This window comes from Shewanella psychropiezotolerans (assembly GCF_007197555.1).
GTDB classification, from domain to species: Bacteria; Pseudomonadota; Gammaproteobacteria; order Enterobacterales; family Shewanellaceae; genus Shewanella; species Shewanella psychropiezotolerans.
The window spans coordinates 1,809,022-1,835,060 of record NZ_CP041614.1; the positions used below are offsets into that span (position 1 = coordinate 1,809,022).

Consider the following 26,039-nt stretch of genomic DNA (forward strand, 5'->3'; position numbering starts at 1 on the left):
CTCCAAAAGGGGCAATATACTTAGAGTAGAGGGACTTCACCTCTAAGCTGAGTGTTTTATTCGCTGACTAGCAGCTGATGATCCGCTCCGGCGCCCCTTAAAGACACGATATTAGATTCGACTAAAATAGTGCTGGCAACCGACTTGATGGTGTCCCAATTTTCCCTGCTCACCGATATACCTTGCTTCCATGCCTTTCGTTTTCTCTCCGCCTGCATCGATGATGTGATGTGTTGTGTCATATCACCTGCTAACGGATGCGTGATGGACTGCCGACTGATCTCTATTGATAGTGAATGCTGATCATCGGCTTTTTGCTGGGTCAAGTAAAGTTCGGGTAAACTCTGGCCTGCACCGAGTATGTACACTAGCTGTATCGATTCTGGGCCATTATTCCAGCTGGCCTTTACTGACAAGCCATTCTGAGCGAGTTTTATCAGCTCACCGAAGGCTAGCCAACGATTGTGGCAATGGCTGATTTGTAAGCTGACGGTTTGTTGATCGGCGAGTTTCTCCAAACTGTAGTCCAGTAGGCTGGGTAGGTGACATAAGATACTGCTGCCCTTAAGATTTACGCTTAATCTCTGTTCGGATGAAGTATCGACCTTAACCGGTGAGTCGAGATCATCTGCCAGAAAGTCTAGTGCCTTGATGAAGTGCTTGATGCCATCTAGGCCTACCATCTCCAGATCCGCCACCATGTTGGCTATTACGTCGGCTTCGCCACAGTTTTTATGTAAGCCGATAAAGGCCTTAGTGCAGAGTGTCACTAATTCATTATGAGATATCTGAATCATAGTCTAAGCCTCGTCCGGGTTTGTTGTTAGGCTAGAGCCTGGAATGGCATTGTTTTGTGGCAGCTGATTTTGGAGCTGATTTTGAAGTAAGCCTTCTTGAGGAAAGACAGGAAACAGCCACTCATCTGTGTGTAACTCATCACTCATGGGCGCTCCTTGGAATAGCGTTACTCTTACCCAGCGACTCGATCGCGGGTCAAACTTAGTAGCACCGAACATGGCTAACTTACAGCGCAATAGATCCATCGGCAGCGTCTGTTTATCTAACAAGTTAACCTGTATATCCCCCAGGGGGCATTGAGTCATAGCCCAGACTCGACGGGTGATGCTGCGATATTGTGGCTGCTCTAGTAAGAACTCACTAACTGGCATCGATACTGGCTTATTGATTAGTGCTTGGTGTAAGCGTGAGACTTGTCTGGCTATATCTAGGCTCATCTCTTGCTCATCTCCTGGTTCTACTCCCCTGACTCCCATTCTGGGCTCCTCTTTATCTTTAGAGCGATACCAGAACCAGTGACTACTTTTAGCTAATGAAAAATCAATATTCAGAGCCCAGAGATAACGATGTTGCAATATTTGCAGTATCTCCTCGATAAGCAAACCAGGTCTGAGACACAAAGCTTCATCGGCATTCATGGTCAATTCATATTTATCGACTAGATCAGGGTACAGCTCCAGCATGCAAGTGATAACGATTTCTTGAGATTCATAGCTGTAAGTCTGGGTGTCTTGGATAAGTGTCTGCCATTGGTGATACAGCTCTTGGGTTAACCTTGAGATCAAGGTATCGAGTTCCTGAACACTTAGCCTGTTTTTCTCCTGCTGATTGGTATCTATGGTGATCACTTGTTGCAAGTGAATAACGGCTCGCCTTAGTAGCTTAACTAAGCTGGTACTTTTCGCCTGTGTCAGTGGCTGGCATGATGTTGCGGCTATGGCATGTTCCCGCTGAGATAACCACCTGTCCATGATCTTTGGGTGATTGATCAGGTAAGGCACCATGCCCAGACCAGTGGCATTACCGACACCTAAATATCTTTGCAGTGGCTTAATTAACTCGACGGCTTGATCGCCGCCGCGCTGCTTAGCCAGATAATGTACCCAGTCCAGACTGAATTGTCGCAACACATATACTGCGCACATCTGAGCACTGAAAGACGGCTCGAAATCTAGATTCTGTTTGAGAACCTCAAAATCTGCGATGCCAAATTTACCGTTGCCATATACCGCCGTAGTACGCAAAATATAACCGACGCTAGCCAGAATGTCCCGCTGGGGCTGCATTCCAGATGAAAGCGAGTCCACCAGATGTTCGAACACCCGCATACTCTTGTTGGCCCTTGCTAGCACTAATACCTGACTGCAATTTCTACCCGCTTCTTGTAGTGGCACATTGTCTTTAAGTCTGGAAAATAAGCCAGAGTCGACATCCCCATGGACGAGTGCGAAGGTGATATCCCACTTCTGGGCAATAACGCGATCGTTACGCTCATCATTGGCTATCTCATCTGAAAAAATCAGCAGGTGATAGTGATTCTCTAAGGTATCGATTCGGTATATCACATGACCAAAACCTTGCCCATCAAGGGCCCATTCAGACTGGGATATGGTCCATTTTTGTCGTGCCATACGGCGCACTAAGCTACGTACGAAGCTCAATCGACTCTGGTGCATGGCGCCCAAACGACTCGGGTTCATCACAATGTCCGGTTCTCTTAATGTCCCGTTATCCATCAGGTTTGTTGAGCCTAAATTATTTATCATGTTGAATCCTTGAGTGTTATTCACTTCTTATTCATTTGTTAATAGCTTCAGCCTGTTTACAGGCTCGAATTATTGTTATAAACCTTGGGCCTTGGCCATTTCGATAGCCAGTTTTGGCGCATTCCACAAAGAAGGCAGCAGAATGAGGGAGACTGGTACTGCGGTTATCACAATAAACGACTGTAATGCCGTGATCCCGCCAGAACCCATGGAGATTAATATCAAGGCGGAGATGCCCATCATGATCCCCCAAAATGCGCGAATCGCCGTGCTGGGTTCACTGTTTCCGCTGATCACGACACTGATGGTGTAGGTCATGGAGTCACCTGTAGTGATGATAAAAATGGCTGTGAGTAGCAAGAACAAAATAGATATAACCGTCGGGTACGGCAGCTGCTGAGTGATAGCTAGCAGAGATGCGGGCAAATTAAAGCCTTCGAAGGCGGCGCTAACAGATCCCGGATTACTTATCTCGAATGCCAGGCCTGAACCGCCAACCACAGTAAACCAGAAGCAAGTGATTAGGGGGGCAATAATACTGACGGCGCACACCAATTGACGAATAGTTCGGCCACGAGAGATACGGGCGATAAAGATAGCCATCATGGGGCCATACCCCAGAAACCAGCCCCAAAAGAACACGGTCCACCAACTTAACCAGGCCTCATCACCTCGATAAGTTGCCATAGGAAAAAAGTTGTTCAGCATGGAGCCAACGCCTTGCAAGTAGCCGTTGATAATGAAGCTAGTATCACCAAATATCAGAATGTAAATCATCAAGCCTATGGCCAGTATGATGTTACATCGACTCAAAAACTGAATACCGCGATTGACGCCGCTCAGAGCCGACAGGGTATACATACCGATAGCTAATAAGATGATCACAAGCTGGGTAGCATAGGAGTCCGGCAAGCCAAATAAAGCGTTGAGGGCATAGCTGACCTGAAGCCCAAGAAAACCTATCGGCCCGATAGTCCCAGCCGCGACGGCGATAATACTCGTGGTATCGATCAGGGTGCCAGTTATGCCATGAAGTGCTCGCTCACCCAGAACCGGATACAGTAAGGTGCGTGGCTTAAGGGGCAGGCCTTTATCATAATGCAGGTGCATCAGTACGATTGAAGTCAGACTGCCGAGTATGGCCCAGGCCAAAAAACCCCAGTGCATGAAAGATTGTGACAAAGCATTAATGGCAATTTGCTTAACATCATCAGTACTAGCAAACACTGGTGGAGGGCTGACAAAGTGAGCAATGGGCTCGGCAGCGGCCCAAAATACCCCACCACCGGCCAATAGAGTACACAGGATTATCGATAACCAGCGAAAGCCGTCCATCTCAGGTTTATCTAAGCCCCCGAGTACTACATGGCCGGTTCTGCCTGCCGCAAGACCTAGACTAATCAGGAAGGTGAGTAAAAGAAGCACCTGCCAATAGGGTCCGAAGATCATCACCGACCAGTTAAAACCCACATCAACGATCTTGGCAAGCAGCTTATCGTCGAAGAGGGCAATGGCGACAAATAGGGCGATAAAGCCACCACTTAGCCAGAGTACAGACTTATCTAAATTGAGCTCTTGGTGTTTATTTGTTGATTTCCTTGCTGTTGAAATCTCCGCGTTCGCGGTATTGATTGCATCAGACATATTCTGCTCCACAGGTTATTGGACTTGCCAGTGGCTAAATCCTTTTAAGCTGCCCGGTTTTGAGTTATAGGTTATTCAGGGCTGCACATGTATATTTCTGTTTCCTCTCATAGGGCGTTCTTCTCTGAAGTTATCCAAGAAGTCATAGGAGAATTCAGTTCATCTATGACTTTCTGGCTTTTGATCTAACTCCTAGGTTCTAAGCCCTAAGCCCCCCAAGCCCTAAAATTAAGCCTAAGTGCCTTCGGGGACCAATCCCTCCCGAAGGAAATTCAACCAGTTCCCGCCCAATATCTTTTGGGTATCCTCAAGGGAGAACCCCTGTTCGACTAAGCCCTTATAGATATTTTCCATCCCTTGGCTGGTGTTAAACCAGGGCAGTGCATTGGGCCAACCTGTATTGCTGACCGATCCTTCGCCATAATCCATTTTTTTAGACCAACGGCCATTTCTCATCCACTCCAGTACCTGTTTTGGCTGGTTAAGGCAAAGGTCGCTGCCTATGCTGAGGTGCTCGACCCCAATAAGCTCAGCGGTGTCAGCGACCATCTTACAGAAGGTGCTCAAGCTACATTGACTACCGCCCGGGAGATGGAAGGGATATAGGCTAAAACCTATCAGGCCGCCACGTTCGGCGAGTGCCTTAATCACCAGGGTAGATTTATTGCGCAGGGCCGGATGAGCAAAAGCCGGATTAGCATGACTGATGCAGATGGGCCGTGAAGAGAGGTCAATGGCTTGCAGTGTCGATTCTTCTGCGCTGTGGGACATGTCGATTATCATGCCGACACGGTTCATCTCGGCAATGGCCTGTCGACCGAAGCGGGTCACACCACTGTCAGTTGCCTCATAACAACCGCTGGCGAGCAGGCTTTGATTGTTATAGGTGAGCTGCATGATGAGCAGGCCTTGCTTGCGCATTACCCCAATTAAGCCAATCTCGTCATCGATGGGGGAACAGTTTTGTGCCCCCAAAAAAATGCCGACCCTGCCACTGGCCTTAGCCTGATAGATATCTTCCACTTCGAAGATTGGCATGATGAGATCCCTGTTATTTTCGAAGTGCTGATCCCACTTAGCAAATTGGCTCAAGGTTTCCCTAGCATTCTCGTGGTAGGCCAAGGTGGCATGGATCGCTGTGATGCCGCTGTCTCTGAGAGACTTGAAGTAATCTCGATCCCAATGACAATATTGCAGACCATCTATGATAATTTGATCTTGGTACATGGCGGGATCCTTAATAAGGGCGCTGGTAAGCGGTCTTGATAACGGTATAAAATTCTTTAGCGTATTGACCTTGCTCTCTGGGGCCGAAGCTCGACTGTTTACGTCCACCAAATGGCACATGATAATCTGTGCCTGCCGTGGGTAAATTCACCATGACGCACCCGGTTTGTGCTTGTTGCTTAAACAGGGCGCTACTGCGTAGACTCTGGGTGATGATGCCGGCGGTTAAGCCGAATCGTGTGTCATTGACTGTGGCTATGGCTTCATCGAGGTCTTTGACCTTGATGACGCTGGCTAAGGGCGCAAACACTTCTTCCTGATTCAAGTCCCAATCATTTTGAGTATTAAGCAGTAAGGTTGGCGACATATAATAGCCTTCATGCTCAAGCGCTAATCTCTGTCCTCCGAAGGCAAGTTCGGCGCCGTGGTGGTGCGCCTTATCAATCCAGTCAAAATTAGAAGTCAGCTGCTTGTCATCGACCACAGGCCCCATGAAAACGTCTTTTTCTAGTGCGTGGCCAACTTTTAATTGACTCATGCGTTTAATCAGGGCGTCGACATACCTGTCATGGATACTCCCTAACACGACTAAGCGAGACGAGGCGGTGCACTTTTGACCCGCACCCGAATAGGAACCGGCAATGGTCGCCTCGACAGCAATATTAATGTCGGCGTCATCGGCGATGACTAAGGCATTTTTACTGCCCATCTCCAGCTGGCACTTAACAAAGTTAGCCGCCGTTGCTGCGGCTATCTTACGGCCGGTATCTACCGAGCCTGTAAAGCTTACCGCGTCAATTTTATCAGAATTGATCAAGGCGTCGCCGACCTCACTGCCACTGCCTAGCACCAAGTTAAAAGTACCGGCGGGTAAGCCCTGACGATGAATGATATCTGCCAATGCGACGGCGCTTGCCGGTGTCAGATTGGCGGGTTTCCAAATTACACTGTTACCGAAGGCTAATGCGGGGGCGATTTTCCAGGCGGCGGTGGCGACGGGGAAGTTCCAGGGAGAGATAATGGCCACCACCCCCACGGCTTCCCGACTGACCTCTACAGACACGCCAGGTCTGACCGAGTCGGCGAGATCGCCCATCTGTCTCAGTACTTCGGCGGCGAAATAATGGAAGAACTGACCGGAACGATAGACTTCACCTCTGCCTTCTGCAAAAGGTTTACCTTCCTCTTTCGACAGCAAGGTGCCGAGTTCATCACAACGGGCTATCAACTCATCGCCTATGGCTTGCAGGGCTTTTTGTTTTTGCTCCAATGGCGTTTTTTCCCAGATAGGCTGGGCTTGTCTCGCCGCCGAGATCGCTTGGTCTACCTGTTGGCGACTGGCCTGAGAAAATTGACCTAAGTCTTGGGATAGATCAGACGGGTTAATATTGGTAATGGTCGATATTCCACCCTGCCACTCACCGCCGATATAGATAGCTTGTTCTGTATTGATGCTCATTATTATTCCTTTTCTTTTACTTAAATTCTGGGAAATAGCTAGATGTTAGGGTTTATGCAACCGCCGCATACACAACCAGCTCGACCAGCATCTCTTTTCTGGCTAAACCGGCAACCACAAGGGCCGCGCGATTAGGGAAGGGCGCCTTAAAATACTCGGCATAAATGGCATTGACCTTAGGTAGGTAACTGGCATCTGTTACATAAATCATCACTTGTAATACGGCATCTGTATCAACGCCTGCACAGTCCAAGGTATGCACCAGATTATCCAGTGTTTTGCGGGTCTGGGCCTCAATTCCACCTTCGACCACAATACCTTGGTTATCGATAGGTATTTGCGCGGTATACAGGGTGCCGTTAGCTGTGATGGCCCACTCTAACGGAGCGGTCGAAGCGAAAAGTGATGTGGGCACTGCTTGTTTAGTCTTGGCCATGAATTATTACTCATCAAGAATCAAAAAATGTGTGAGTTCAAATATTGCACACACCTTTCGATAAGACTAACGGTTAATTTTGTCTAATTGATAAGTTTTATTTATCAACTGATGATGAAAAAGTTGATAAATAAAATGCTTTAGATTACAAAAAAAATAAATGATACTTATCAATCTAGCGCTCTTTATTACAATGCTAAACAACAGTTCTTAGTAAATAGAATTCAGTACCAATATCAGAGAAATACAATAGGAATGAACTAGCCAATGGATATTAAGTTGCAGCAGCTCAAGCATTTTTCTCTGGTGGTCGAGGAGGGAGGGTTTCGCGCTGCATCCTCGAGGGCGAACCGCTCTCAGGCCGCTCTGTCCACGTCGATAAAGGAGCTGGAACGCACTCTGGGCCAGCCTCTGTTCGAAACTGGCCACAAGGCTAGGTTGACCCCTTTTGGTGAGATCTGTCTGCCTAAGGTTATTCTGTTTCTCAGTCAATATCGTGCGTTAACCTATGACTTTAGCGCCGCAGCCGCGGGTGAGCTAGGCGAGCTGCGTATCGCCAGTGTACCTTCGGTTGCCGCTAAGATTATTCCTAAGGTATTGGCGAAGTTTACCCGTGATCATCCCAAGGTAAAGGTGTCACTTATCGATGACAATGCTATTGGGGTGGAGAGAAGATTACTGGCGGGTGAAGTGGATCTCGCCTTGGGGAATTGCCTTAACATAAACCATACAAGAGTCGATTTCACCTCGCTATTGTTAGACCCTCTGGGACTGGTCTGCCTAAAAGAACACCCGTTAGCGCAACAGAAAAAAGGCGTTAGTTGGCAAGAGATAAGTCGCTACCCCTTCATCAATAATGGGACCTGTAAGCTATTAGAGGCTAGCTGTGCCAGCCCATTGACTCAAAATGCCCTATATAGCGTTGAGAACATCACTTCACTGTTTTCAGTGCTTGAACTTGGGATCGGTGTGACAACTCTGCCAAGGTTAGCCTTTCCTCAAAATGTGCCTTCACTGTGTTGGATCCCCTTATTGGATCCTCTGGTCGAGAGACAGATTGGTATATTCAGGCTAAAGGATCGCCATAGTTCGCCTCAGGCAATGATATTTTATAATTTGTGCATCAAGGAGTTAATGCCTGAACAATAGAGGGAGGGCATTTGATAAATATTAATTTTATTAAGGGTTTTAAAAGTTTGAAATATATAAGGTATAAAAAAGGCTCTTAACAAATAGTTAGGGGGATTAAGAGCCAAGGTAATATAGGTTTAATTAGTTAACTAGATTTAGTTACTATATGGATTGGCATCCCTCTTAGATGAAGAGATAATCCAATGTATTGTCAGGAAGGTTGACAAACCTCCGGCAGAAAAAACACCTGCATAAATCATAAACAGTTCAAAATATTCCATCATCTACTCACTTAAGGATCCATTGATTTTAAATTATAATTTAGTCTGTTTGTTTATTGTTCGCACTCAGTCTTTTGTATCTACAGTGTATCCCGCATTGCCCACGATGTTATTTTTGTCCTAAATAACTGTATCTTTAGAATTAACGCTATTAGGATTACGTTGAAGATACATAATCAAGGATGTAAATAACTTAGTAGCCATGTAAATTTAAAATCATGGTCGATTTTGTTTTATATTTTTATAATGGCATGTGTTTACTGATATTTACTAGAGTAAATAATCCATTATCAATAAGAGTAGGAATATGAATAGTTTTTTGAGGCAATGGTTCAGCCAATACAGTAAAGGTAAGGGAATCGAGCTTTATATGCTCTCTAATGAAATCAAGCTGGACTGGTTCGAATTACTGGAGCAGGCGAGAGCCGGGCAACTGGATCAGTGGCAAAAAAGTCCATTGGGGTGTTTAGCACTGATATTAATCCTGGGACCTGTTGCATTTTTGCTGAGTGATGATTATAGAAATCTGCATCAAAGAGCCAGAGCGCTTTGTATCAGTGGTATAGAGAAAGGATTCGATACTCAGTTAGAGTTTGTTCAGCGTCGCTGCTTCTATGATCCCTTGTTCTGTTCTGAACAATTAGAAGATCATAAACTATTGGTACTTTTGCTTATAGGGATGCAATCCCAAGCACAGGGAGATGATCAACATGCTTGGAGTATCTGGTATGAGAAAGCCTTAATACAGAGTGATTGCCATGGGTTACAACCTACGGCATGAGATATAAATAATTGATATAAATAACCGCTAAGGTATTAAATTATATTTTGTTATTCAGACCAGTTCTTATCTGACTCTATTTCTACTGTTACTCCTTTACTAACGGCTAAAGCACAATAACCTACATACTGTGGCGCATAATGCTTTGGACTTTGCTTAAATAGCATCATGTTGACTCGATTGCTGAAATGCCATTCAATCTTATTCCAGATGAAGTTGTTTTCTTTATTTTCTCTTATCGTCTCTCTCTTTGTCTGATATGCGACAGGATCGAATTAATGGATGGCTACATTTATATGGCTATTGATCTCTCCCCACCATTTCATACTTGTAGGCGATATTTTATTTACAGTGAAAAAAATGATTGCCGTTAAAAATATGATAATACCTAAATAAATGATGGTTTTTTTGCTATTGTCGACATGATGCACCTTAAAGCTAGAAGTTTAAGGGGGGAATTGATTAAACCTGTAAAGGATTAACTAAATCTTTGTTAATAATCGTATTGTAAATTTCTATGGCTAACTGAATCCCGTTAGCCACTTTATTAGGGTCAGTAACATCTTCTTTAACCTCAGATAAAACATTTCCTAGTGCCATTAAATTTGACCATCTATCAATATTGTCGATGAGGAGCTCTGAACTATCTGAAGAGTAATCTTTGAGATCTATTTGCTGATTAACATCTGAATGATTAGCGTCTGTAATGTTATCGACGGAGAATAAGTCTGCAAACATAGCCAATTCATCTCTTGATAACAGGTTCGCAGTATTCATAAGACCTTCAATTTAAGTTATCTACAATAGTATAAATTTATCATGCCTATTATTTTTCTTGTGTAAGTGCAGTGTATTTATTCAGGATAACATTTAGTCATGCTCGTTAAACAAACAATCATTTGTCGGAATATACATCATTGCTGACAATGACACTTGTTAATATTCGTGTCTTTGATTGTTAAAAAGAGTAATAATTATGAATAAGAAGCTCTGTCTTTCCATTGTCATATCACTTATCTGTATGCCAAAGTCATTCGCATCGGATGCCATCGTCGATGCTATTAATGAGGCTAAGGTGAGCGGAGAAATAAAATCACTGTATTTTTCACAAGATTTCTCTGATAGCTCAGGAAAGCAAACTAGCTCAATTTGGACTAATGGAGGAGAGTTCAAATTAGTATCTGGTGACTTCCATGGATTTAGCCTTAGTAGCTCTCTCCAAGTTGTAGACGTAACTTGGAGAGATGACGTTGACGATGCTTACAAAACGTCCATGAGCGCCGATGGTGCCGTGTTATCTGAAGCGTATCTTAGTTATGATTTTTCGAATGCCAATACTCGAGTCCATCTCGGTAGGCGATATTTAGCCATGCCTTTGCTGGGTGGCTCATCGGCTCAAAGCGTCACTGAGTCCTATGAGGCATACTTGATCACCGATCGTTCATTGCCTCAAACTGTCATTGTTGCCGGTAAAATAGACCGATATCAAGCCAGAACCGATTTTAAATCGACTACTCCCTTCACTCAGGCTAAAGCTGATGCTAAAGGTAAACCTGGTGAGTTTTTGGATATTGGTGAATATGGAATGTATAGCCTGTATATGAGTAATACGTCGATAGCAAATACTAATGTACAAGTCCATCTGGTGGAGACCCAAGGAATTGCGTTTATGGGCTATGCTGACATGTTTTATCAGTTCGATACTCGTTTTAAGCCTTATATCGGTGGGCAATATTATAAGACGGTTTACCACGATAATACTCTGGGACAGGATTCGGATATGTTGGGGCTAAAACTGGGAGTTGAATTGATAGATAACCTTGACTTGTTTACTGGTTATAACAAGACCAATGATAACGGTAAAGTCCTTCATGGTTTAGGCAACAATGCCTATGCTAATTTTACCACAACCACTAAAACCTCTGGCGATACAGGTTTTGAGGCCGGAAGTAACTCATTACAACTCGGTGTCGCTTATCAGATTGATTCGGTAAAGGTAAAATATAGATGGACGAACTTTAATCCCTTAGACGAAGAAGGGGGTATGACGGAACATACGTTAAATTTGAGTTACCAATTCGAATCATTGAAACAAGTCTCTGCCATGATGGACTATTCTGTGATGACTTTTGATAACGATGCCAGAAGCATGACGGACTTAAGGACCAAGCTCATTTATCGTTTTTAATATCTATGTTAAAGCCGATTATTTTAGCTTCTTCATATAGGCGAGTAGAGATGATCTAAAGGCGTTTGCTAAGGCACTTTGTTGTGGCACTCTGGCTTGAACCAAAAAATAGCTCCATTGTGCTGTTGGTTCCAAGGGGAGTGTCACAATACCTCTATCGTCGGCGAGTAAAATAAAGGGGTCGAGAATGGCAATACCGACCCCTCTTTTAACCAGCTGAAGCAACAGGTGCTGCGATCTAGCCTCAAAGACAATATTGCGTTTTATCCCTTGGCCTATAAATAAATTTTCTACGCGAGTTCTGAATGGACTGCCATAGCTCAGAGTCATAAATCTCTCATCTTGCAGGTCTTTAGGTGTTAAAGAGTCTCTGTTAGCGAGTGGATGGCCTTGAGGCAAGAACACTCTGGCTTTTTGTTTATAGAGCTCCCAACAATCAAAATCCTCATCATCGATATTGACATCGGCGATGATAGCAACATCTACTTTTCTGTCTAACACCATCTCGATAAGTTGGTTTCTTGGGGCTGTTTCTAATTCTATCCTTATTTGGGGGTGAGAGATGGCAAAATCTGCAACCACATCATGAAGAAAACTGTCGGAACACACTGGCATAGCACCGATCCTCAATTTTCCCCTATTGTTATTTACTATCGCTGCTGCGGAGCGACTTAAGCTATCTAAACCAGTAAACAGACGTTCTACATCTTGATAAAACAGGTGAGCTTCTGGAGTTATCTCTAACTTATTATGACTCCTGACGAAGAGTTTGAAACCAAGTTGTTTCTCAAGATCGGCTAACAATCTACTGACGGCCGGTTGAGAGACATGCATCAATGACGCGGCATTAGTGACACTGCCTGTTAGCATGAATTTTTGGAATGCCTCAATCTGGCGTGGGTTGAGCTTACTATTTGATGACATAGAGACTCTCTTCAGTAATATTGAGCGAAAAAAAGGCGGTAAAAACCGCCTTCATTATGTTGAGTTTTTTGCGTGGCGATCTTATTTTCCTGCCATGGCCTCGATTTCAACTAAGGCATCTTTTGGTAAGCGAGCTACTTCGACACAAGAGCGAGCAGGATAGGGTGCGTCATATGCATCAAAGAACTCCTGATAAGCCTGATTTACTAAGGCAAAATCATTAAGATCTTTCACAAATACCGTGGTCTTAAAAATATGGCCAACACTCAGTCCAGATTCTTCAATCACGGCTTTAACATTGGCCAGTGACTGGCGCGTCTGAGCGGCAACCTCTTCGGGCATATTCCCTGTAGCTGGATCTATGGGCAGTTGACCCGACGTTATCACAAAAGCGTCAGTGACTACACCTTGCACGTAGGGGCCAATAGCAGCGGGTGCTAATTCTGTATTTAATCTAATGGTCATACTTCTTTCCTTCTATTATGTACTAACTTCTGATTTTGAATTCGTCGTTTTGAGGCTGGCAGAACTTATCTCTTCTTTTGTCATTGTTTTACGTTGCCAGCCAGTGAGAATCGAAAACATAAACACTAAAAACAGGGCCCAAGGGTAGGGGGCGACAAAACTAATGGCGGCCGAGGGGACGGGCAGGTTTGAATTTAATGCTGCGGTCTCTATTGAGGAATACCACACCATGACGGCTAAACACCAAGGCATCATATAGAAGATTGAGCATACCGCCGCTGACATCAAGTTACTGCGACGCTCTGGGCTCACTCCCTGTCTTTCTCCAATTGGACGAACGATTGTTGGCCCAACAAGAAGTTGCGATGGCGCGTTAGCACTCACCAGTAGTGAAGAGGCTGCAGTAGAGAAGAAGATGATCATCTCACTCTTTATGACACTGTCGCCCAGATTTTTCATGATGAACTTAAGTATGCTGTCCATTAAGCCTGAATCCATGAAAATCCTGATGATCCCCAGCAGCAATAGCACAAACATCACGGCGCCTGTCACACCGCCTATGGCGGTCTCAATTAAACCACTGCTATCGCCTCGGGTTGCGGGTATATGAAATAGATCTGAGATCTCGTATCTTCCCAAAGATACCCCGACCATCATGGCAGTGATGATACCGTAACCTAAGGCTTCAATGAGGTGACGCCCTTTCAATGCCGTGATTATGACCACGGCTACCGCGATTAACATCAATAAGTTACTTGGCTCAAGTCTATCCAGATCTATGGTGTTCACATCTAACGCGTTTTCTCCACTGGCACCAAAGATGATGAATATACCGAGTGAGATTGCACCTGCGGTGACAGCCAGTGGAAAACGTTCCTTAACGGTTCGCCCCAGATCGGCATTTTGTGTCGCACAACCGACGATGGTCACATCCGATATCGGCGCTACATTGTCACCAAATACGGCGCCGGACAGGAGTGCTAATGCGGCCCAAACAGGATCGGCGCCTAACATGACAGCGGCAGGAAATAAGATGGGGGCCAGGGCTAAATTTGCCCCGTTTGAGGAACCTGTCCCAGAGGCAAATATCGCGGTGGAGAAAAATACCACCACCAGAAATACACTGCCGTGAATACCGGTAGATAATCCAAACCATAAGATGCCATCGACTAAACCACCGGCTTTCATCAGTGCGCCGAGCACGGCAGCAAACATCCAGGCCGTAATGACGACAACTCCGGTTTTGTTGGCGATACCTGTGAGAATTGATTGGCAGTAATCAGTCTTATTCTTTACCAGCAATAGGCCGAGTAAAATCGCGATAAATCCTGGAGCCCATGCGCCTTTTGGCCCTCCCATGCCGTAGGCTGTGAGAATAAGCATCAAGGTGACCATGGCAAATAGGGGGAGTATCCCGCCTATCTTGCCAACATAAAACTCAAGCTTCGGGGATTGATTATGTGTAGACATAGTTCTTCCTCTTATTGTTAGCTATTTACCGGCAACAAGTTCGGGGTAGCCGAACAGGGAGGGAGTCCCGCCCGTATGGAGGAACACGACATTATCGTTATCGTTAAACTTGCCCTCTTTGATCATACCGAGCATTCCTGCCATGGCCTTACCTGTGTAGGTCGGATCCAGCAATATGCCTTCTTCGAAAGCCGTGGTGTGTATGGCATCGACCACCTCGCTCGATGGCAGACCGTAACCAGGCGCAAGCACCCAGTCGGCACACATCACCATGCCTGAGGTTAACTTATTTTCGTCTATGCCCAAAAGAGTGAGTACCTTGCGTGTTTTTATTTCGACGCGTTCAGTTTGAGCGGCTTTATCACGGCGGACACAGAAACCATAAACAGGGATGTTCATGTTCAGAGCAATCAGACCAGCTAATACACCGGCGTGAGTGTTGGCCGAGCCAGAACCTAAAATGATAGCGTCTATCTGAGTTTCACTCTCGCTGGCTTGCTGACAGAGCTCTTCTATACATTCCACGTATCCTAGGGAGCCCCATGGTGTCTTGTCTGTGGCACTGAGAGGGATCACATAAGGGTTATATCCTTGTACTTTTAGTTCTTCTGCCCGGTCATACATGGCTTTATCTGCGCCGAGTTCATCTTCACCTACATCAAAATTGTGAATTACTGCGCCCATAAGTTTATTCAGGTATGGGTTGCCGCTTTCTGAATACTCTTTAGCGTGAGTGTCGACTCTGTGTTCCAGCTGCACTTCTACGTGCCAGCCCATCTTTCGAGCTGCAGCCACAGTCTGACGAACATGGTTAGACTGCACGGCACCTGTAGTGAGTAAGGCATCGGCATTTAGATCCATGGCATGGCCGACATAATATTCCAATTGGCGAACCTTATTTCCGCCAAAAGCCAGGCCTGTGGCATCATCTCGCTTGATATATAAATTCGGACCCTTAAATTTCTTGGTCATGTTGGGCATTAATTCAAATGGAGTGGGTAGGTGAGCCAGATGTGCCTTGGTAAATTTGCTAGTTATCATATTTTCAACCTTCTTATTTTTGTGTTTTATTTATTGAGTTAACGTGTATTTTTAGAACTTATTTTTAGAACTTATTTTTAGAACTAGTCATTCTCTGGAAAGCGAGTTTCATCTATCACAAGGTGGCTAAGATGTTTACTCCGCTTGCGACGAGTACGAACAAAGTAATGTTCTTGAATAATTTTGGATTGATAAATTTTGATATGTACTCGCCGAAGAAAAGGCCGGCAAATACCATAGGCAACAACATGAGTGATGACTCCCAGGTTTGACTCTCTATGCCTACAAATGAGAATTGCAGAATAAGCGACACAGAATAAGAAACCGTGGAAGTGGTGATCACCGTTGCCCGAATGGCATTTTTATCGAGTTCACATTGGGTTAAGTAGCTCACAACGGCAGGGCCCGGCATCGCCAAGGCACTGGCCATGGTGCCGGAAATGGTGCCAACAAAAGCACATAGCTTTTGATTCATTGGTAGAAAACTGGTTTCATCATTACGGTTACGAAATCGCTCTACTAAATTTTGCGCTGCCATCAATAGGATGAGAATGGCCACGGCTAATTTTAGCGTATCAATATCCGCCAGGTAGAAGAGTACTACGCCGATTGGATAGCCGATGAAACAGCCGATGATGAGTTGTTTTACCAATAGTTTGGGAGCGAGAGAGCGGACCTTAAACCAGTGGATCACTGACATGGCTAAGGTGAGAATAATGACAATCTGCACCGCAGCAGTCGACTGTAATAGAATTAAGAAAGCGGATACCGCTACTATGCCAAAACCAAACCCTGTAGCGGCTTGTAGGCTAGCTGCGATGAAAGTAACAAATAGAAGCAGTAATATACTCATAAAATATAAATCATTAATAACGTTAATGTCTATATTCAATAACATCACCAATTATGACAAATCATTATTCTTTTTGCGGGTATACATTAATGTTATGCATAAAAATATTTATTAATTTTTATTGTGTTGAAAGGGTTTTAGTTTTAATTCTTGTTATTTAGAAAGGTTATCAGAGATGTATGGAACTTAAATGTGAAAATGTGAGGGGGGGAGAAAGTTTGTTAATGAAATCTGGTGACATTTCCATGTTTGCAGATCCCATCAACTTAATGTGTCAAGGTAAATACTATACTTAAACTGTTGATAACGCTGATAGTGACTAAGCGGCCTTAAACTCAGTTTCCACTAAACTATATCCTTTTCCACGAAGTGTCTTGATTGCAGATTCAGGAATATTAGCCTGACGCAATTTTTTTCTGATCCTACATACTATTAAGTCGATACTTCGGCTCCAACCATCATGGGAGTATCCATTTAATATAAAAGACAACTCATCCCTATTTACCAAAGTATTCTTATGTAACATTAAAAAGCTTAATAGCTTGCTTTCTTTTTTTTGTAATTCAATTGAAACATCACCGATTTGACACAGGTTTAACTCGGCATTTAGGCTAATATTGTTGATCTCAATAAAGGGACTAATCGCTTCCTGAGTATGGGTATTATTCTTTTTAATCAGGCGGATAACTCTAGAGTGAAGCACCTGCATACCACGTTGCTTGTTGACATAGTCATCGCCACCTATTTCTATTGCTTTAACCTCCATATCTTCCGTCGATATCGAGGTATAGAAGATAATAGGGCAAGGATGTATGTTTTTTAGTGCCTTGAAAATGGACACCCCTGAGTCTGTCGGTAATTGAATATCAAGGATGATTAAATCAGGACGCTTCTCTGTGGCATACATATAAGCGGCACCTGTGTCATAGGCTTGATATACGATGAAACCTTTGCGTTCAAAAAATGTTTTAATCAGTCGTGAGGTAAATAGATCGTCCTCAACGATCAACAAAGTTTTAGTTATCATTGAATCATTCCTTCCAAGTATCTTGATTGTAATTCTTGTTGCAGACGGACATATGTCTAAACACACGCCAGCTCGCACAAGATTTGTTTCAAGTCTGACGTAGGATTCAGTATGAAGGTAGTAAAAAAATGTGAAAATCATAAGCCACAATAAAAGCCATGTAATACAGGGTGTTGAAGGGTGTGTTTACTTTGGGTTATAACAATTTATACACTAATTAGGTGGTTTGACTCGAATACTTTAGTACATCAATAGCTTGTACTATATTGGGAGTGCTTGTCAGTGATGCCTCAACCCATTGTGATAAACACATCAGCCATGGCTGTCAATTGCCTTAGGTCAAATGACAACATTGCCTTATAAGAGTTGACACTCCCCTTACTTGACTTTGGATATTGTCAAAAGTAGCTTGATCCAAGAATGTTGTTTTGCTAGAAAACTTGAGTTCTAATTCATGCAGATAGTGACTTTGTGGATCGAAGCCTAACAGGGCAAGACTTCCTGTTAATTTATGCAGTATCTCTTCGGTAAGCTGTATATTTTGCTGATTTAGTTTAGTGTTTGTCGCGTTATTGACTAATGCTTCTAACTGGTCTAGTTGAGCTGCGATATAATCTTCATACTGAGTACAAATTTCTAATGCAAACTTGATATCTTGATCACACACATCGTTCCAGAAGCGCGCTAATCCATCGGGCAGTTTGGATTTTTCCGTTGTTTGCATTTATAAACTACCTGTCTGAAGTTATTGGTGAGTTAATCTAAATATTCAAGAGCCAGATACAAGAATAAACTAATACGTATAAAATTACTCAATTGCGGGCATGATGCGCTTAACGAGGACATTTATCCATTCGTTTTGACATCCATTTTGTACCCCGAAAGTATCAAACTGAGGCTACTCATCAATAAAATACGTAACGAGTATGAAAATCAGTTGTCAACTAATTTTATCTGGTTTCCACTCGCCTGCTAGTTTCAGCATTATGGCCTCTTTCCCCTACTGTGATATATAGCAGATACCTCTGTGAAACACTTACCTTTGACCACTGCTTATAATTTTACTCAGAGTTGGTTGTATAAGAGATTGTTGGTTCCCGGGCCGGATCTTTGGTTTAGGTGCGAAAATTGTAAATTTAGGAATAAACACAATGAGAAAAATTAAGTTAATGACAACAGGGTTATCGGTGTTGGCCTCGGCGTTACTACTGACTGCCTGTGGTGGCAGCGACAGTAGTGATACCACCACTACTCCTGATGTGCCCCCTATTTCACAAGCGCCGGTATCGGCCCGCGATGGCTTTAATGTGGTTACGCCCAACGAGCCGGGTTATGTCGATTTGTCGAGCCTAATTGAGAGTGGCGTCGCAGGGGCTAAGGTAACGGGTGTTTATCTTGAGTCCAGCCAGGGTAGTGGGCAATGTGGTGAAGTTTCTACAGATGATTTAGCTTCTGATCAAGGCTTTAGTGTCACAGTTGAAGGTGCAGCTATTTGTGAATATGGCTATGAAGTGGAAAGTGTGGCTTTAGCGGGTCAGACTAAGACACGTGCCAGGGCTAAAGTCATGGTGGCCAGTAGTGCAGGCGGCGCGGCAGTACTGCCTCCTATCTCGATAGCCATGGCGATTGATGACCTCCCAAGAGTGACTGATATTAAAGCGGAGCTGGAGGCAAAAGGAAGCTTCCCTACAGGCTATATTCTATCAGAAAATTTCAGTGTACTGGGTGACGGCTATGTCACTATGGTGGCGACTGATTTTTCTATCACCTATAGGGCGGAAGCCGAAGGTGTATCACGTGTGGTTTACGCCCTGGAAAGTGTCGACCCTGATGCCCCTGATATCAAAATGGGCACATTAGATTATGCGGTTTCAGACAGTTTAAACAATGCCCCAACAGCCTCAAGTTTTGCTTACAATGCTGATGAGATAAATACCTCCTATGAAATCGATCTCAGTGCTGATAATCATATAGATGATAGTGATGGTGATGGTCTGCAATTGGTTGAGGTTCAGAGCTATACCGCTACAGTGGCGGCTAAAGACCCAAATGATTTAAGTAATACTGTATTAACATTTACAAGTTTAGTTGGTGGTAAACACTATGTTACTTACGTTGTTTCCGACCAGCACGGTGGTTTTGCTACAGGCATTATAGAAGTCAGTGTGGCGAATCAAGATCAAATGGCAAGATGGTCAGATATCGAGAATGACCAGTTACTTTTTACAGCTCCTCAGACTAAATTTGAAATGGATATTGAAGCTGCTGCTGCAACTTATCAGGGTAACTGGATTGATACCGGATATACACCCAATATTAGCATGTCAACTTTCTCATCAGTGGGGGCCGAGGCATATTGTGCTACGCGAGGCCGATTGCCCACTGTCGCAGAAATACAGGATTTGTATAACGTTAAATCTCCGGCCTCAAGTTATTCTTGGCCGATGGGTCAAGGGTATCTAGCTCTGGATGGTACTAGTTTTAGCGTTGTATCTTTACTCGATAACAAGATTGCTCAAGTTAATGGGGGCTTTATTATGCCACTTGTGTAGATAGTGGTGGACCTCGTCTTTTGGCAAATAAAAACACAGCAATTGCCAACGACGTTGACACGGTTGAACTGACTGCTTCATTTGTTCGTGATACCGGACCGGTCGTTGGTGCTGTACTCAGCTATAGTCTTTCATCGAGTCCAGAAAAAACTGTCATTACTACAGATGAACAAGGTGAAGCCAAGTTTAGTGTGAAGAGTACTCAAGCAGGTACGGCGGCGGTAAATTTAGAGTACGTAAACAACACATCGGAAACAGTTCGTGTGTCTACTGATATTAATTTTATCGGTGATATAGATACTGCGGAAGTCGTTTCTATGGTAGTGATTAATGACAATGCAGCTGCCGATGGTTTAGCAATGAATAAATATGGCGTTACCCTACATGATTTTTACGGTAATCCAGTTGGCGGGGCACTTATAAAGTTGGAGAAGGACAGCGTCACTGCTGATTTGTTCGAAAACCCCTTAGGGCTAATATCTGGTGTGGATGGTCAAGTCATTTTTAATCTAACTGATTCTATCGAGGAGCGTGTTGAGGTTACCGCAAGTTTCACTAATGCCGGAGGTGCTTTCACATCTGAATCCAGATATAGCGTATTTAGTGACCCAATCTGTTCTGATGTTATCAGTGGAGAAATTCTATTTGTCTGCCCTAAGAAACATAACGATGCTTCATTGAGATCCGTTGAAGCTGAAGATTATTGCAACGATACTGGTACACGCTTACCAACCATAAATGAACTGTTAGCCTTGTTTCAAGAAAATGGACACATGGGAACTGCATATGGTTGGAATATGGGCGATTATTACTGGTCCAGTACAATGGATGGTCAGGGTAGAACTTATGACTTTAACCTTACTAATGGATCTGTTTCGAATAACAACCCTGCAGATATCTCAAAATTTGCTTGCGTCAGTGACGGTGGTGAAATAGATACGGCAAGAGTTGCCAGTCTGACCATAGAGGAAGATAATGCCAGAGCGAATACCATTGAGCGGAACGTGATTGAAATCACCTTACTCGATAGTGAAGATCGTCCGGTACCAGGGGCTAATATCAATGTTCAACTTGGTAGTAACACTGTTTCAACTGATGAAGATATAGCTTTGCTAGTGTCGGATGGGCGAGGGCAGGTCAGGCTTCATTTGGCTAACACTGTAGGGGAACCAGTCGCTGTAGAGGTGTCTTACACTGGTTATATATCTGGCTTCACATCTCTTTCTACGACAAGTCAATTTGCTGCTCCGCTGCCATTTACTTATCCATTGACCGAGCAAGAAGCGATTGAACAAGGTGTTCCATATAGCTCTACTCAGAGAGAGAATGGCAGTTATGGACCTGATGATGTCACGTTCGCGAGGATGAATTGGGCTGAAGCAAGTTCATTTTGTATTAATCAGGGCAAACGCCTGCCGAGTTTCGATGAGCTTGAATTACTATACGCAGACGAAGGAAACATGTGGACCGCACTCGGTTGGCCTACATATTGGGCATACTGGACGAGTACAGAGCATGATACTAATCCAGACTACCACTGGGAAGTTCGTCTCCATGATAATAGTACCAGTACTCAACATAATAATAATTCTAGGTATGTTACTTGTACTAACTAACTATAGATTTCATTTACGATGGGATTCAGTATAAGTTTACATTTGGATTAAGGGGCTGGCTTAACGGCGCCAGTCACTTTAAAGCGTACTTTGTAAGTACGCACAATCTTCAAATAAATTGATAGAGCCCACAATAAAAAAGCCAGCGGTGTCATACCGCTGGCTTTTTTATTGGGTGCCGAAAAGGGGTTACGGGACGTTAGTTGTATCTCAGTTTTTGTATTGCCAGCCCGAGAGTTCTCAGTGTGGCCACCTTGATTGAGCTTTTACGCCACATCAGGCCTATTTCTCGGTAGGGTGCTTCGCCGGGTGGCTGCATCACAACCGCATTAGAGTGCTTAATCAGGCCATAATCGATGGCCATTTGAGGCAGGAATATGGCGCCGACTTTTGCATCGACGAGCAGGGCTAAGGTTTGTAGATTCGTGGCGCTTTGATGGCTAAATTTCTTTTTATTATCGAGAAAGAAAGGGCCTAGTTCAGTCTCTGACATGCTACTTTCTCCTTTTAGCAGGTAGATACTTTCGTCTGGGAGGTTTTGGTAGTCCAGTGGTTCGCCTAGTTGCTCGGCAAGGTCTGGATGTACAACAAACTTAAACGGGTCAATTCCCAGTTTCATATAATGGTGACGGCCTATGTCTACCGGTTGAGCCACAAATATCATGTCCAACTCGCCCTTGGTTAACGCCTCGATAAGCTCATCAGTACTGCCCTCTTTAATCGTCAGGTTTAGGTCCGGATAGGCCTCATCACAGTGTTTAAAGATACTCTTGAGCACAAACAAGGCTATGCTGGAGATACAACCCAATCGAACATTGCCGGTCATTACATTCCCCTGTTGCCTGACCAGCGACACCATATCATTAGCTTCAGCGAGTAACTTCCTTGACCTCTGCACTACATCTTCACCAATCGCAGTAAAAGTAAATGTATTGCCGTGACGTTCGAGTAATTTATCGCCAAGCATATCCTCCAGGTTTTTAATTCCCGTAGACAGGGTCGACTGACTCACTCCGCATGCTTTGGCTGCACGGTGAAAATTAAGCTCTTGGTGCAGGTTAACCAAGTAAACGAGGTTCTTAAAACTGGGTAAGTCATTCATATAAGCGATTGGTTTTCCATTGTTTATCTATGTGGTGTCAATGTTGAATCAATATTAATTATAGCAGTCAACTGTAATGTTTCGACAGTAGCTGTAATTAAAACATTCATTAATCATTGTTAAGTATGAAATGTGCAGATTGGCCTCATTTGAAACCTTGGTGAAACAAAGCTTGGATGTTAGATCTATTTAATAGATCAAGCAATAATCTTCGATCGTATATTTAGATTTTAGTTTTGTTCGATATAAAAATTAAGTCAGTAAGCGTTGCCTGCGGGCCGCTCAAAATGTGCGGTAGATGCTCTAGTTAACAAATGAGGTTCCAGAGATGAAATCAGCCCATGTAGAAAGTCACACTGTTGTCGATATGCACCGCTTGGATATCGTTTGTTCGCTGCATAAAAAAGGGCTAACCATCAAGTCACTGTCGCTAGAGGCGGGGTTGGCGGCAGGAACCTTGAGTAAGGCGCTGGACCGCCCCTGGACTAAGGGGGAGCGAATTATAGCTGAAGCCTTGGAGATGAAACCTCAGGATATCTGGCCGACGCGCTATGAAAATACAAGATACGAGATACGAGCCATTTCGATGCACTCCTAGGGAGTGTCACTACGTATATAACGCAGCTCATAGAAACAGCGACACACAAATAACATTGCAATCACCTTCATCCTGAGCGTTAAGCGCTTTGGGGAAGGATGTGTGCAGTTAACACAATTTAAGGATTTAACATGACCAGTGTCATTGGCCTGGCGGCCACTCAAGCACTATTTAATGCATTTAGACATTTCAAATGTATGGACATCAAGCTATCAGGAGGCCTGGGATGAGAATGGGTAAACTCAATGTATTAACTTCTGTGGTGCTGTCTAGCCTGTTGTTGTCAGCGTGTGGGGGAGGAGATTCAGGCTCTGATTCTCCCGCTGAAGGTCCTGTAGTTGAGCAGGCGCCGGTATCGGCTCGTGATGGTTTTAATGTAGTTGCGCCCGACGAGGCAGGTTATGTCGATTTGTCGAGTCTGATTGAGAGTGGGACAGCAGGTGCTAAGGTGACCGATGTTTATCTCGAATCCAGCCAGGGCAGTGGCCAGTGTGGTCAGGTACAAACGGGTGACGAAGGCAGCGACATCTTAGGTCAGGGCTTTAATGTCACAGTTGAAGGCGCGGCCATTTGTGAATATGGTTATGAGGTGGAAAGTGTTGCTTTGGCGGGTCAGACTAAGACACGTGCCAGGGCTAAAGTCATGGTGGCGAGTAGTGCAGGTGGCGCGGCAGTACTGCCTCCTATCTCGATAGCCATGGCGGTGGGTGATCCAGAGTTAGAGACAGATATCAAAGCGGCTCTGGGAACTGATTTCCCCGCTGGTTATACCTTATCTGAAGATTTCAGCGTGTTAGGTGATGGCGAAGTTGATATAAGTACCGATGATTTTACTATTACCTATCAGGCCACCGCTGAAGGTGTATCCCGTGTGGTTTATGCTCTTGAAGGTAACATCGCTGGCGTGCCTGACATCAAGATGGGGACTTTAGATTATGCTGTGTCGGATAGCTTGAATAATGCGCCTACGGCAGCAAATTTTGCATACGATGAAGATGTTGAGATAAACACCAGTGTAGATATCGATGTCAGTGGCTATATCGAAGATGTCATCGATAGCGATGAGCTGCAGCTTATCGAAGTTAAAAGTTACACCGCCAATGTGGCGTCAAAAAACGCCGCAGACTTAACTAATACCGTGTTTACGTTTGAGGCGCCTACCGATGGTGAGCATTATGTCAGTTACATGGTGTCAGACCATCGAGGCGGCTTTGCTACGGGGATAGTTGAGGTTACAGCATTTGATGCCAACCAAGTGGCCAGATGGACCGATATCGATTATTGGGATGATCCTGCTAAACGTCTACTGACATTTTCAGCCCCTAAAACCAAGTTTGAAATTGAACAAACGACTAGTGAATATCAAGGGTCATATACAGATAATGGCTACACGCCAGCTCTGCAGTTAGCCACATTTACCTACGCTGGTGCTCAAGCATATTGTGGGGGGCGAGGGCGTTTACCTACGTCAGCTGAAATGGATGTAATGTATGATGCCGTTGACCCTAAAGTGAATAAACTTTGGCCAGCAGGTAAAGCTTATATCACTCAAGACGGTTCGAATGCTGGTTTGTACTCAATTGAAAATGGGACGCCTAATGTAATGGGGACAGACACTTACAATGTGACTTGTGTTGACAGTGGCGGACTCACTGTAGATGTTGTACGTGGAGTTGCTGTTGCAAATGGGACTGATAGGGTACAGCTGGACTTTGCCTTGGTACGTGATACAGGCCCGGTCGCTAATGCAATTTTGTCTGTAGAGACAACAAATGATGCGGTTCCTGATAGCAGTACATACACGACAGACGAGAACGGATTAGCGACTATCAAGGTGACTAGTATCAAATCTGGTGACTCAAAGGTAACCGTGACCTATGTAGGGGATAATGGGATTAGCGTTTATGTGTGGAGGACAGTGAACTTTATCGGTGACATCGATACGGCGCGAGTAGCGCAGTTGTCAGTACTTCAGGATAACGCTAGTAGTGATGGTGTTGAGGAAAACAGCTTAAGAGCGGAGTTGCTTGATGCTAATGGTAATCCTGTTGTAGGTGCGCTTGTTGAAGTGAGTTTAGATAGCGGGACTGCAATGATACAGCCGCCACCTAATTTATATACGGATGATAGCGGTTTTTTCGAAATCAAGGTAACGAACGATGTGGAAGAGGTCGTATCGGTGACTAGTACTTTTACCAGTTTGCTGAATGGGCTTTCAAGTCAACAAGCTGATATTACATTCAACTCGAATGCAATTATTTTATCTGGAAATTTTTATGATGGATATTGGACTAGTAGTTGTGGGTTTGCGACTCGGAAGACGATTCAAGGGCCGGGGCCTTTGAATGTGACCCAAGTTACCCTTAGTAATAGTCAGGAAATACTTGCAGGTAGTTGTAGTTCAAGGCGAAAGAATATGCTGCAATTTCAGAGCGGATCTGACTTTACTTATACTTTTGGGGGGCCGCTTAAGCAGTATGCTTACCCAGGGCAAATATATTGTACAAGTAGAGGGACGGGCACTATAAGAATGGAGTCCAAAATTGACAGTACTGCTTCAGATCTGACAGTTATATGTAACTAAAAGGCTGTATTGAGGTACCGCCTCTAAAGCCGGCTGTTTTGTTGCTAACATTTTTTGTGGAGTGTCTTTAAAGGATGCTAGGGGGTTATGCATCGC

General features: G+C 44.3%; 22 protein-coding genes and 1 pseudogene. 7 read left to right on the forward strand and 16 right to left on the reverse strand.

Annotated elements, in window-relative coordinates; all coding sequences use genetic code 11:
* Positions 1-56: 56 nt before the first annotated feature.
* The 6 genes from FM037_RS08065 to FM037_RS08090 all read right to left on the reverse strand — a co-directional run bounded on the left by FM037_RS08065 (position 57) and on the right by FM037_RS08090 (position 7,330).
* Positions 57-797 (reverse strand): DUF3726 domain-containing protein, encoded by a 741-nt coding sequence (locus FM037_RS08065; RefSeq protein WP_144045569.1) that lies wholly within the window; start codon positions 795-797, stop codon positions 57-59.
* Between the two features lie 3 nt (positions 798-800).
* Positions 801-2,564 carry a hypothetical protein gene (locus tag FM037_RS08070; RefSeq protein ID WP_229381117.1) on the reverse strand — a complete coding sequence of 588 codons (1,764 nt, stop codon included), beginning with the start codon at positions 2,562-2,564 and terminating at the stop codon, positions 801-803.
* Positions 2,565-2,639: 75 nt separating this feature from the next.
* Positions 2,640-4,208, reverse strand: coding sequence for a BCCT family transporter (locus FM037_RS08075; RefSeq protein ID WP_144045570.1), 1,569 nt, complete (start codon positions 4,206-4,208; stop codon positions 2,640-2,642).
* A gap of 234 nt (positions 4,209-4,442) precedes the next feature.
* A complete protein-coding gene (locus tag FM037_RS08080; RefSeq protein WP_144045571.1) occupies positions 4,443-5,435 on the reverse strand; it encodes a membrane dipeptidase in 993 nt (330 codons plus the stop codon).
* Between the two features lie 10 nt (positions 5,436-5,445).
* Positions 5,446-6,894 (reverse strand): aldehyde dehydrogenase family protein, encoded by a 1,449-nt coding sequence (locus FM037_RS08085; RefSeq protein ID WP_144045572.1) that lies wholly within the window; start codon positions 6,892-6,894, stop codon positions 5,446-5,448.
* 52 nt (positions 6,895-6,946) lie between these two features.
* A complete protein-coding gene (locus tag FM037_RS08090; protein ID WP_144045573.1) occupies positions 6,947-7,330 on the reverse strand; it encodes a RidA family protein in 384 nt (127 codons plus the stop codon).
* Positions 7,331-7,597: 267 nt separating this feature from the next.
* Here FM037_RS08090 and FM037_RS08095 point away from each other — a divergent pair, with 267 nt between their 5' ends.
* Together FM037_RS08095 and FM037_RS08100 are read left to right on the forward strand one after the other, a co-directional pair.
* A complete protein-coding gene (locus FM037_RS08095) occupies positions 7,598-8,479 on the forward strand; it encodes a LysR family transcriptional regulator (protein ID WP_144045574.1) in 882 nt (293 codons plus the stop codon).
* A gap of 570 nt (positions 8,480-9,049) precedes the next feature.
* A complete protein-coding gene (locus FM037_RS08100; protein WP_144045575.1) occupies positions 9,050-9,523 on the forward strand; it encodes a DUF924 family protein in 474 nt (157 codons plus the stop codon).
* Between the two features lie 50 nt (positions 9,524-9,573).
* Here the strand turns inward: FM037_RS08100 and FM037_RS30355 are convergent.
* Both FM037_RS30355 and FM037_RS08105 read right to left on the reverse strand, forming a co-directional pair.
* Positions 9,574-9,786: pseudogene (locus FM037_RS30355) on the reverse strand (YHS domain-containing (seleno)protein); the annotation flags it as partial.
* A gap of 199 nt (positions 9,787-9,985) precedes the next feature.
* Positions 9,986-10,300, reverse strand: coding sequence for a hypothetical protein (locus FM037_RS08105; protein WP_144045576.1), 315 nt, complete (start codon positions 10,298-10,300; stop codon positions 9,986-9,988).
* Between the two features lie 199 nt (positions 10,301-10,499).
* Here FM037_RS08105 and FM037_RS08110 point away from each other — a divergent pair, with 199 nt between their 5' ends.
* On the forward strand, positions 10,500-11,711 hold the full coding sequence (locus tag FM037_RS08110) for a hypothetical protein (protein WP_144045577.1): 1,212 nt from the start codon (positions 10,500-10,502) through the stop codon (positions 11,709-11,711).
* A gap of 18 nt (positions 11,712-11,729) precedes the next feature.
* Here the strand turns inward: FM037_RS08110 and FM037_RS08115 are convergent, their stop codons facing one another.
* The 7 genes from FM037_RS08115 to FM037_RS08145 all read right to left on the reverse strand — a co-directional run bounded on the left by FM037_RS08115 (position 11,730) and on the right by FM037_RS08145 (position 18,215).
* Positions 11,730-12,635, reverse strand: a complete 906-nt coding sequence (locus tag FM037_RS08115; protein ID WP_144045578.1) for a LysR family transcriptional regulator — start codon at positions 12,633-12,635, stop codon at positions 11,730-11,732.
* Between the two features lie 81 nt (positions 12,636-12,716).
* Positions 12,717-13,100, reverse strand: a complete 384-nt coding sequence (locus tag FM037_RS08120) for a Rid family detoxifying hydrolase (protein ID WP_144045579.1) — start codon at positions 13,098-13,100, stop codon at positions 12,717-12,719.
* 15 nt (positions 13,101-13,115) lie between these two features.
* The gene (locus tag FM037_RS08125; RefSeq protein WP_144045580.1) at positions 13,116-14,570 is read right to left on the reverse strand and encodes a Na+/H+ antiporter NhaC family protein; all 1,455 of its coding nucleotides are present in this window, start codon (positions 14,568-14,570) and stop codon (positions 13,116-13,118) included.
* A gap of 21 nt (positions 14,571-14,591) precedes the next feature.
* Positions 14,592-15,611, reverse strand: a complete 1,020-nt coding sequence (locus FM037_RS08130; protein ID WP_144045581.1) for a D-cysteine desulfhydrase family protein — start codon at positions 15,609-15,611, stop codon at positions 14,592-14,594.
* A 115-nt stretch (positions 15,612-15,726) separates the two neighbouring features.
* A complete protein-coding gene (locus tag FM037_RS08135) occupies positions 15,727-16,464 on the reverse strand; it encodes a sulfite exporter TauE/SafE family protein (protein WP_144045582.1) in 738 nt (245 codons plus the stop codon).
* Positions 16,465-16,783: 319 nt separating this feature from the next.
* The gene (locus FM037_RS08140; protein ID WP_185976978.1) at positions 16,784-17,491 is read right to left on the reverse strand and encodes a response regulator transcription factor; all 708 of its coding nucleotides are present in this window, start codon (positions 17,489-17,491) and stop codon (positions 16,784-16,786) included.
* 334 nt (positions 17,492-17,825) lie between these two features.
* On the reverse strand, positions 17,826-18,215 hold the full coding sequence (locus FM037_RS08145; protein ID WP_144045584.1) for an Hpt domain-containing protein: 390 nt from the start codon (positions 18,213-18,215) through the stop codon (positions 17,826-17,828).
* A 427-nt stretch (positions 18,216-18,642) separates the two neighbouring features.
* Between FM037_RS08145 and FM037_RS08150 the strand changes: the two genes are divergently transcribed.
* Entirely contained in the window at positions 18,643-20,043 is a 1,401-nt protein-coding gene (locus FM037_RS08150) for an Ig-like domain-containing protein (protein WP_144045585.1), read from the forward strand.
* A 20-nt stretch (positions 20,044-20,063) separates the two neighbouring features.
* A complete protein-coding gene (locus tag FM037_RS08155; RefSeq protein WP_144045586.1) occupies positions 20,064-21,659 on the forward strand; it encodes an Ig-like domain-containing protein in 1,596 nt (531 codons plus the stop codon).
* A 199-nt stretch (positions 21,660-21,858) separates the two neighbouring features.
* Here the strand turns inward: FM037_RS08155 and FM037_RS08160 are convergent, their stop codons facing one another.
* Complete coding sequence (locus FM037_RS08160; protein ID WP_144045587.1) at positions 21,859-22,761, reverse strand: LysR family transcriptional regulator; 903 nt, start codon at positions 22,759-22,761, stop codon at positions 21,859-21,861.
* 328 nt (positions 22,762-23,089) lie between these two features.
* On the opposite strand from FM037_RS08160, the gene FM037_RS08165 reads away from it, so the two are divergent.
* Together FM037_RS08165 and FM037_RS08170 are read left to right on the forward strand one after the other, a co-directional pair.
* Complete coding sequence (locus tag FM037_RS08165; RefSeq protein WP_144045588.1) at positions 23,090-23,359, forward strand: helix-turn-helix domain-containing protein; 270 nt, start codon at positions 23,090-23,092, stop codon at positions 23,357-23,359.
* A 226-nt stretch (positions 23,360-23,585) separates the two neighbouring features.
* Positions 23,586-25,943 (forward strand): Ig-like domain-containing protein, encoded by a 2,358-nt coding sequence (locus tag FM037_RS08170; protein ID WP_144045589.1) that lies wholly within the window; start codon positions 23,586-23,588, stop codon positions 25,941-25,943.
* The last annotated feature ends 96 nt before the right edge of the window (positions 25,944-26,039 follow it).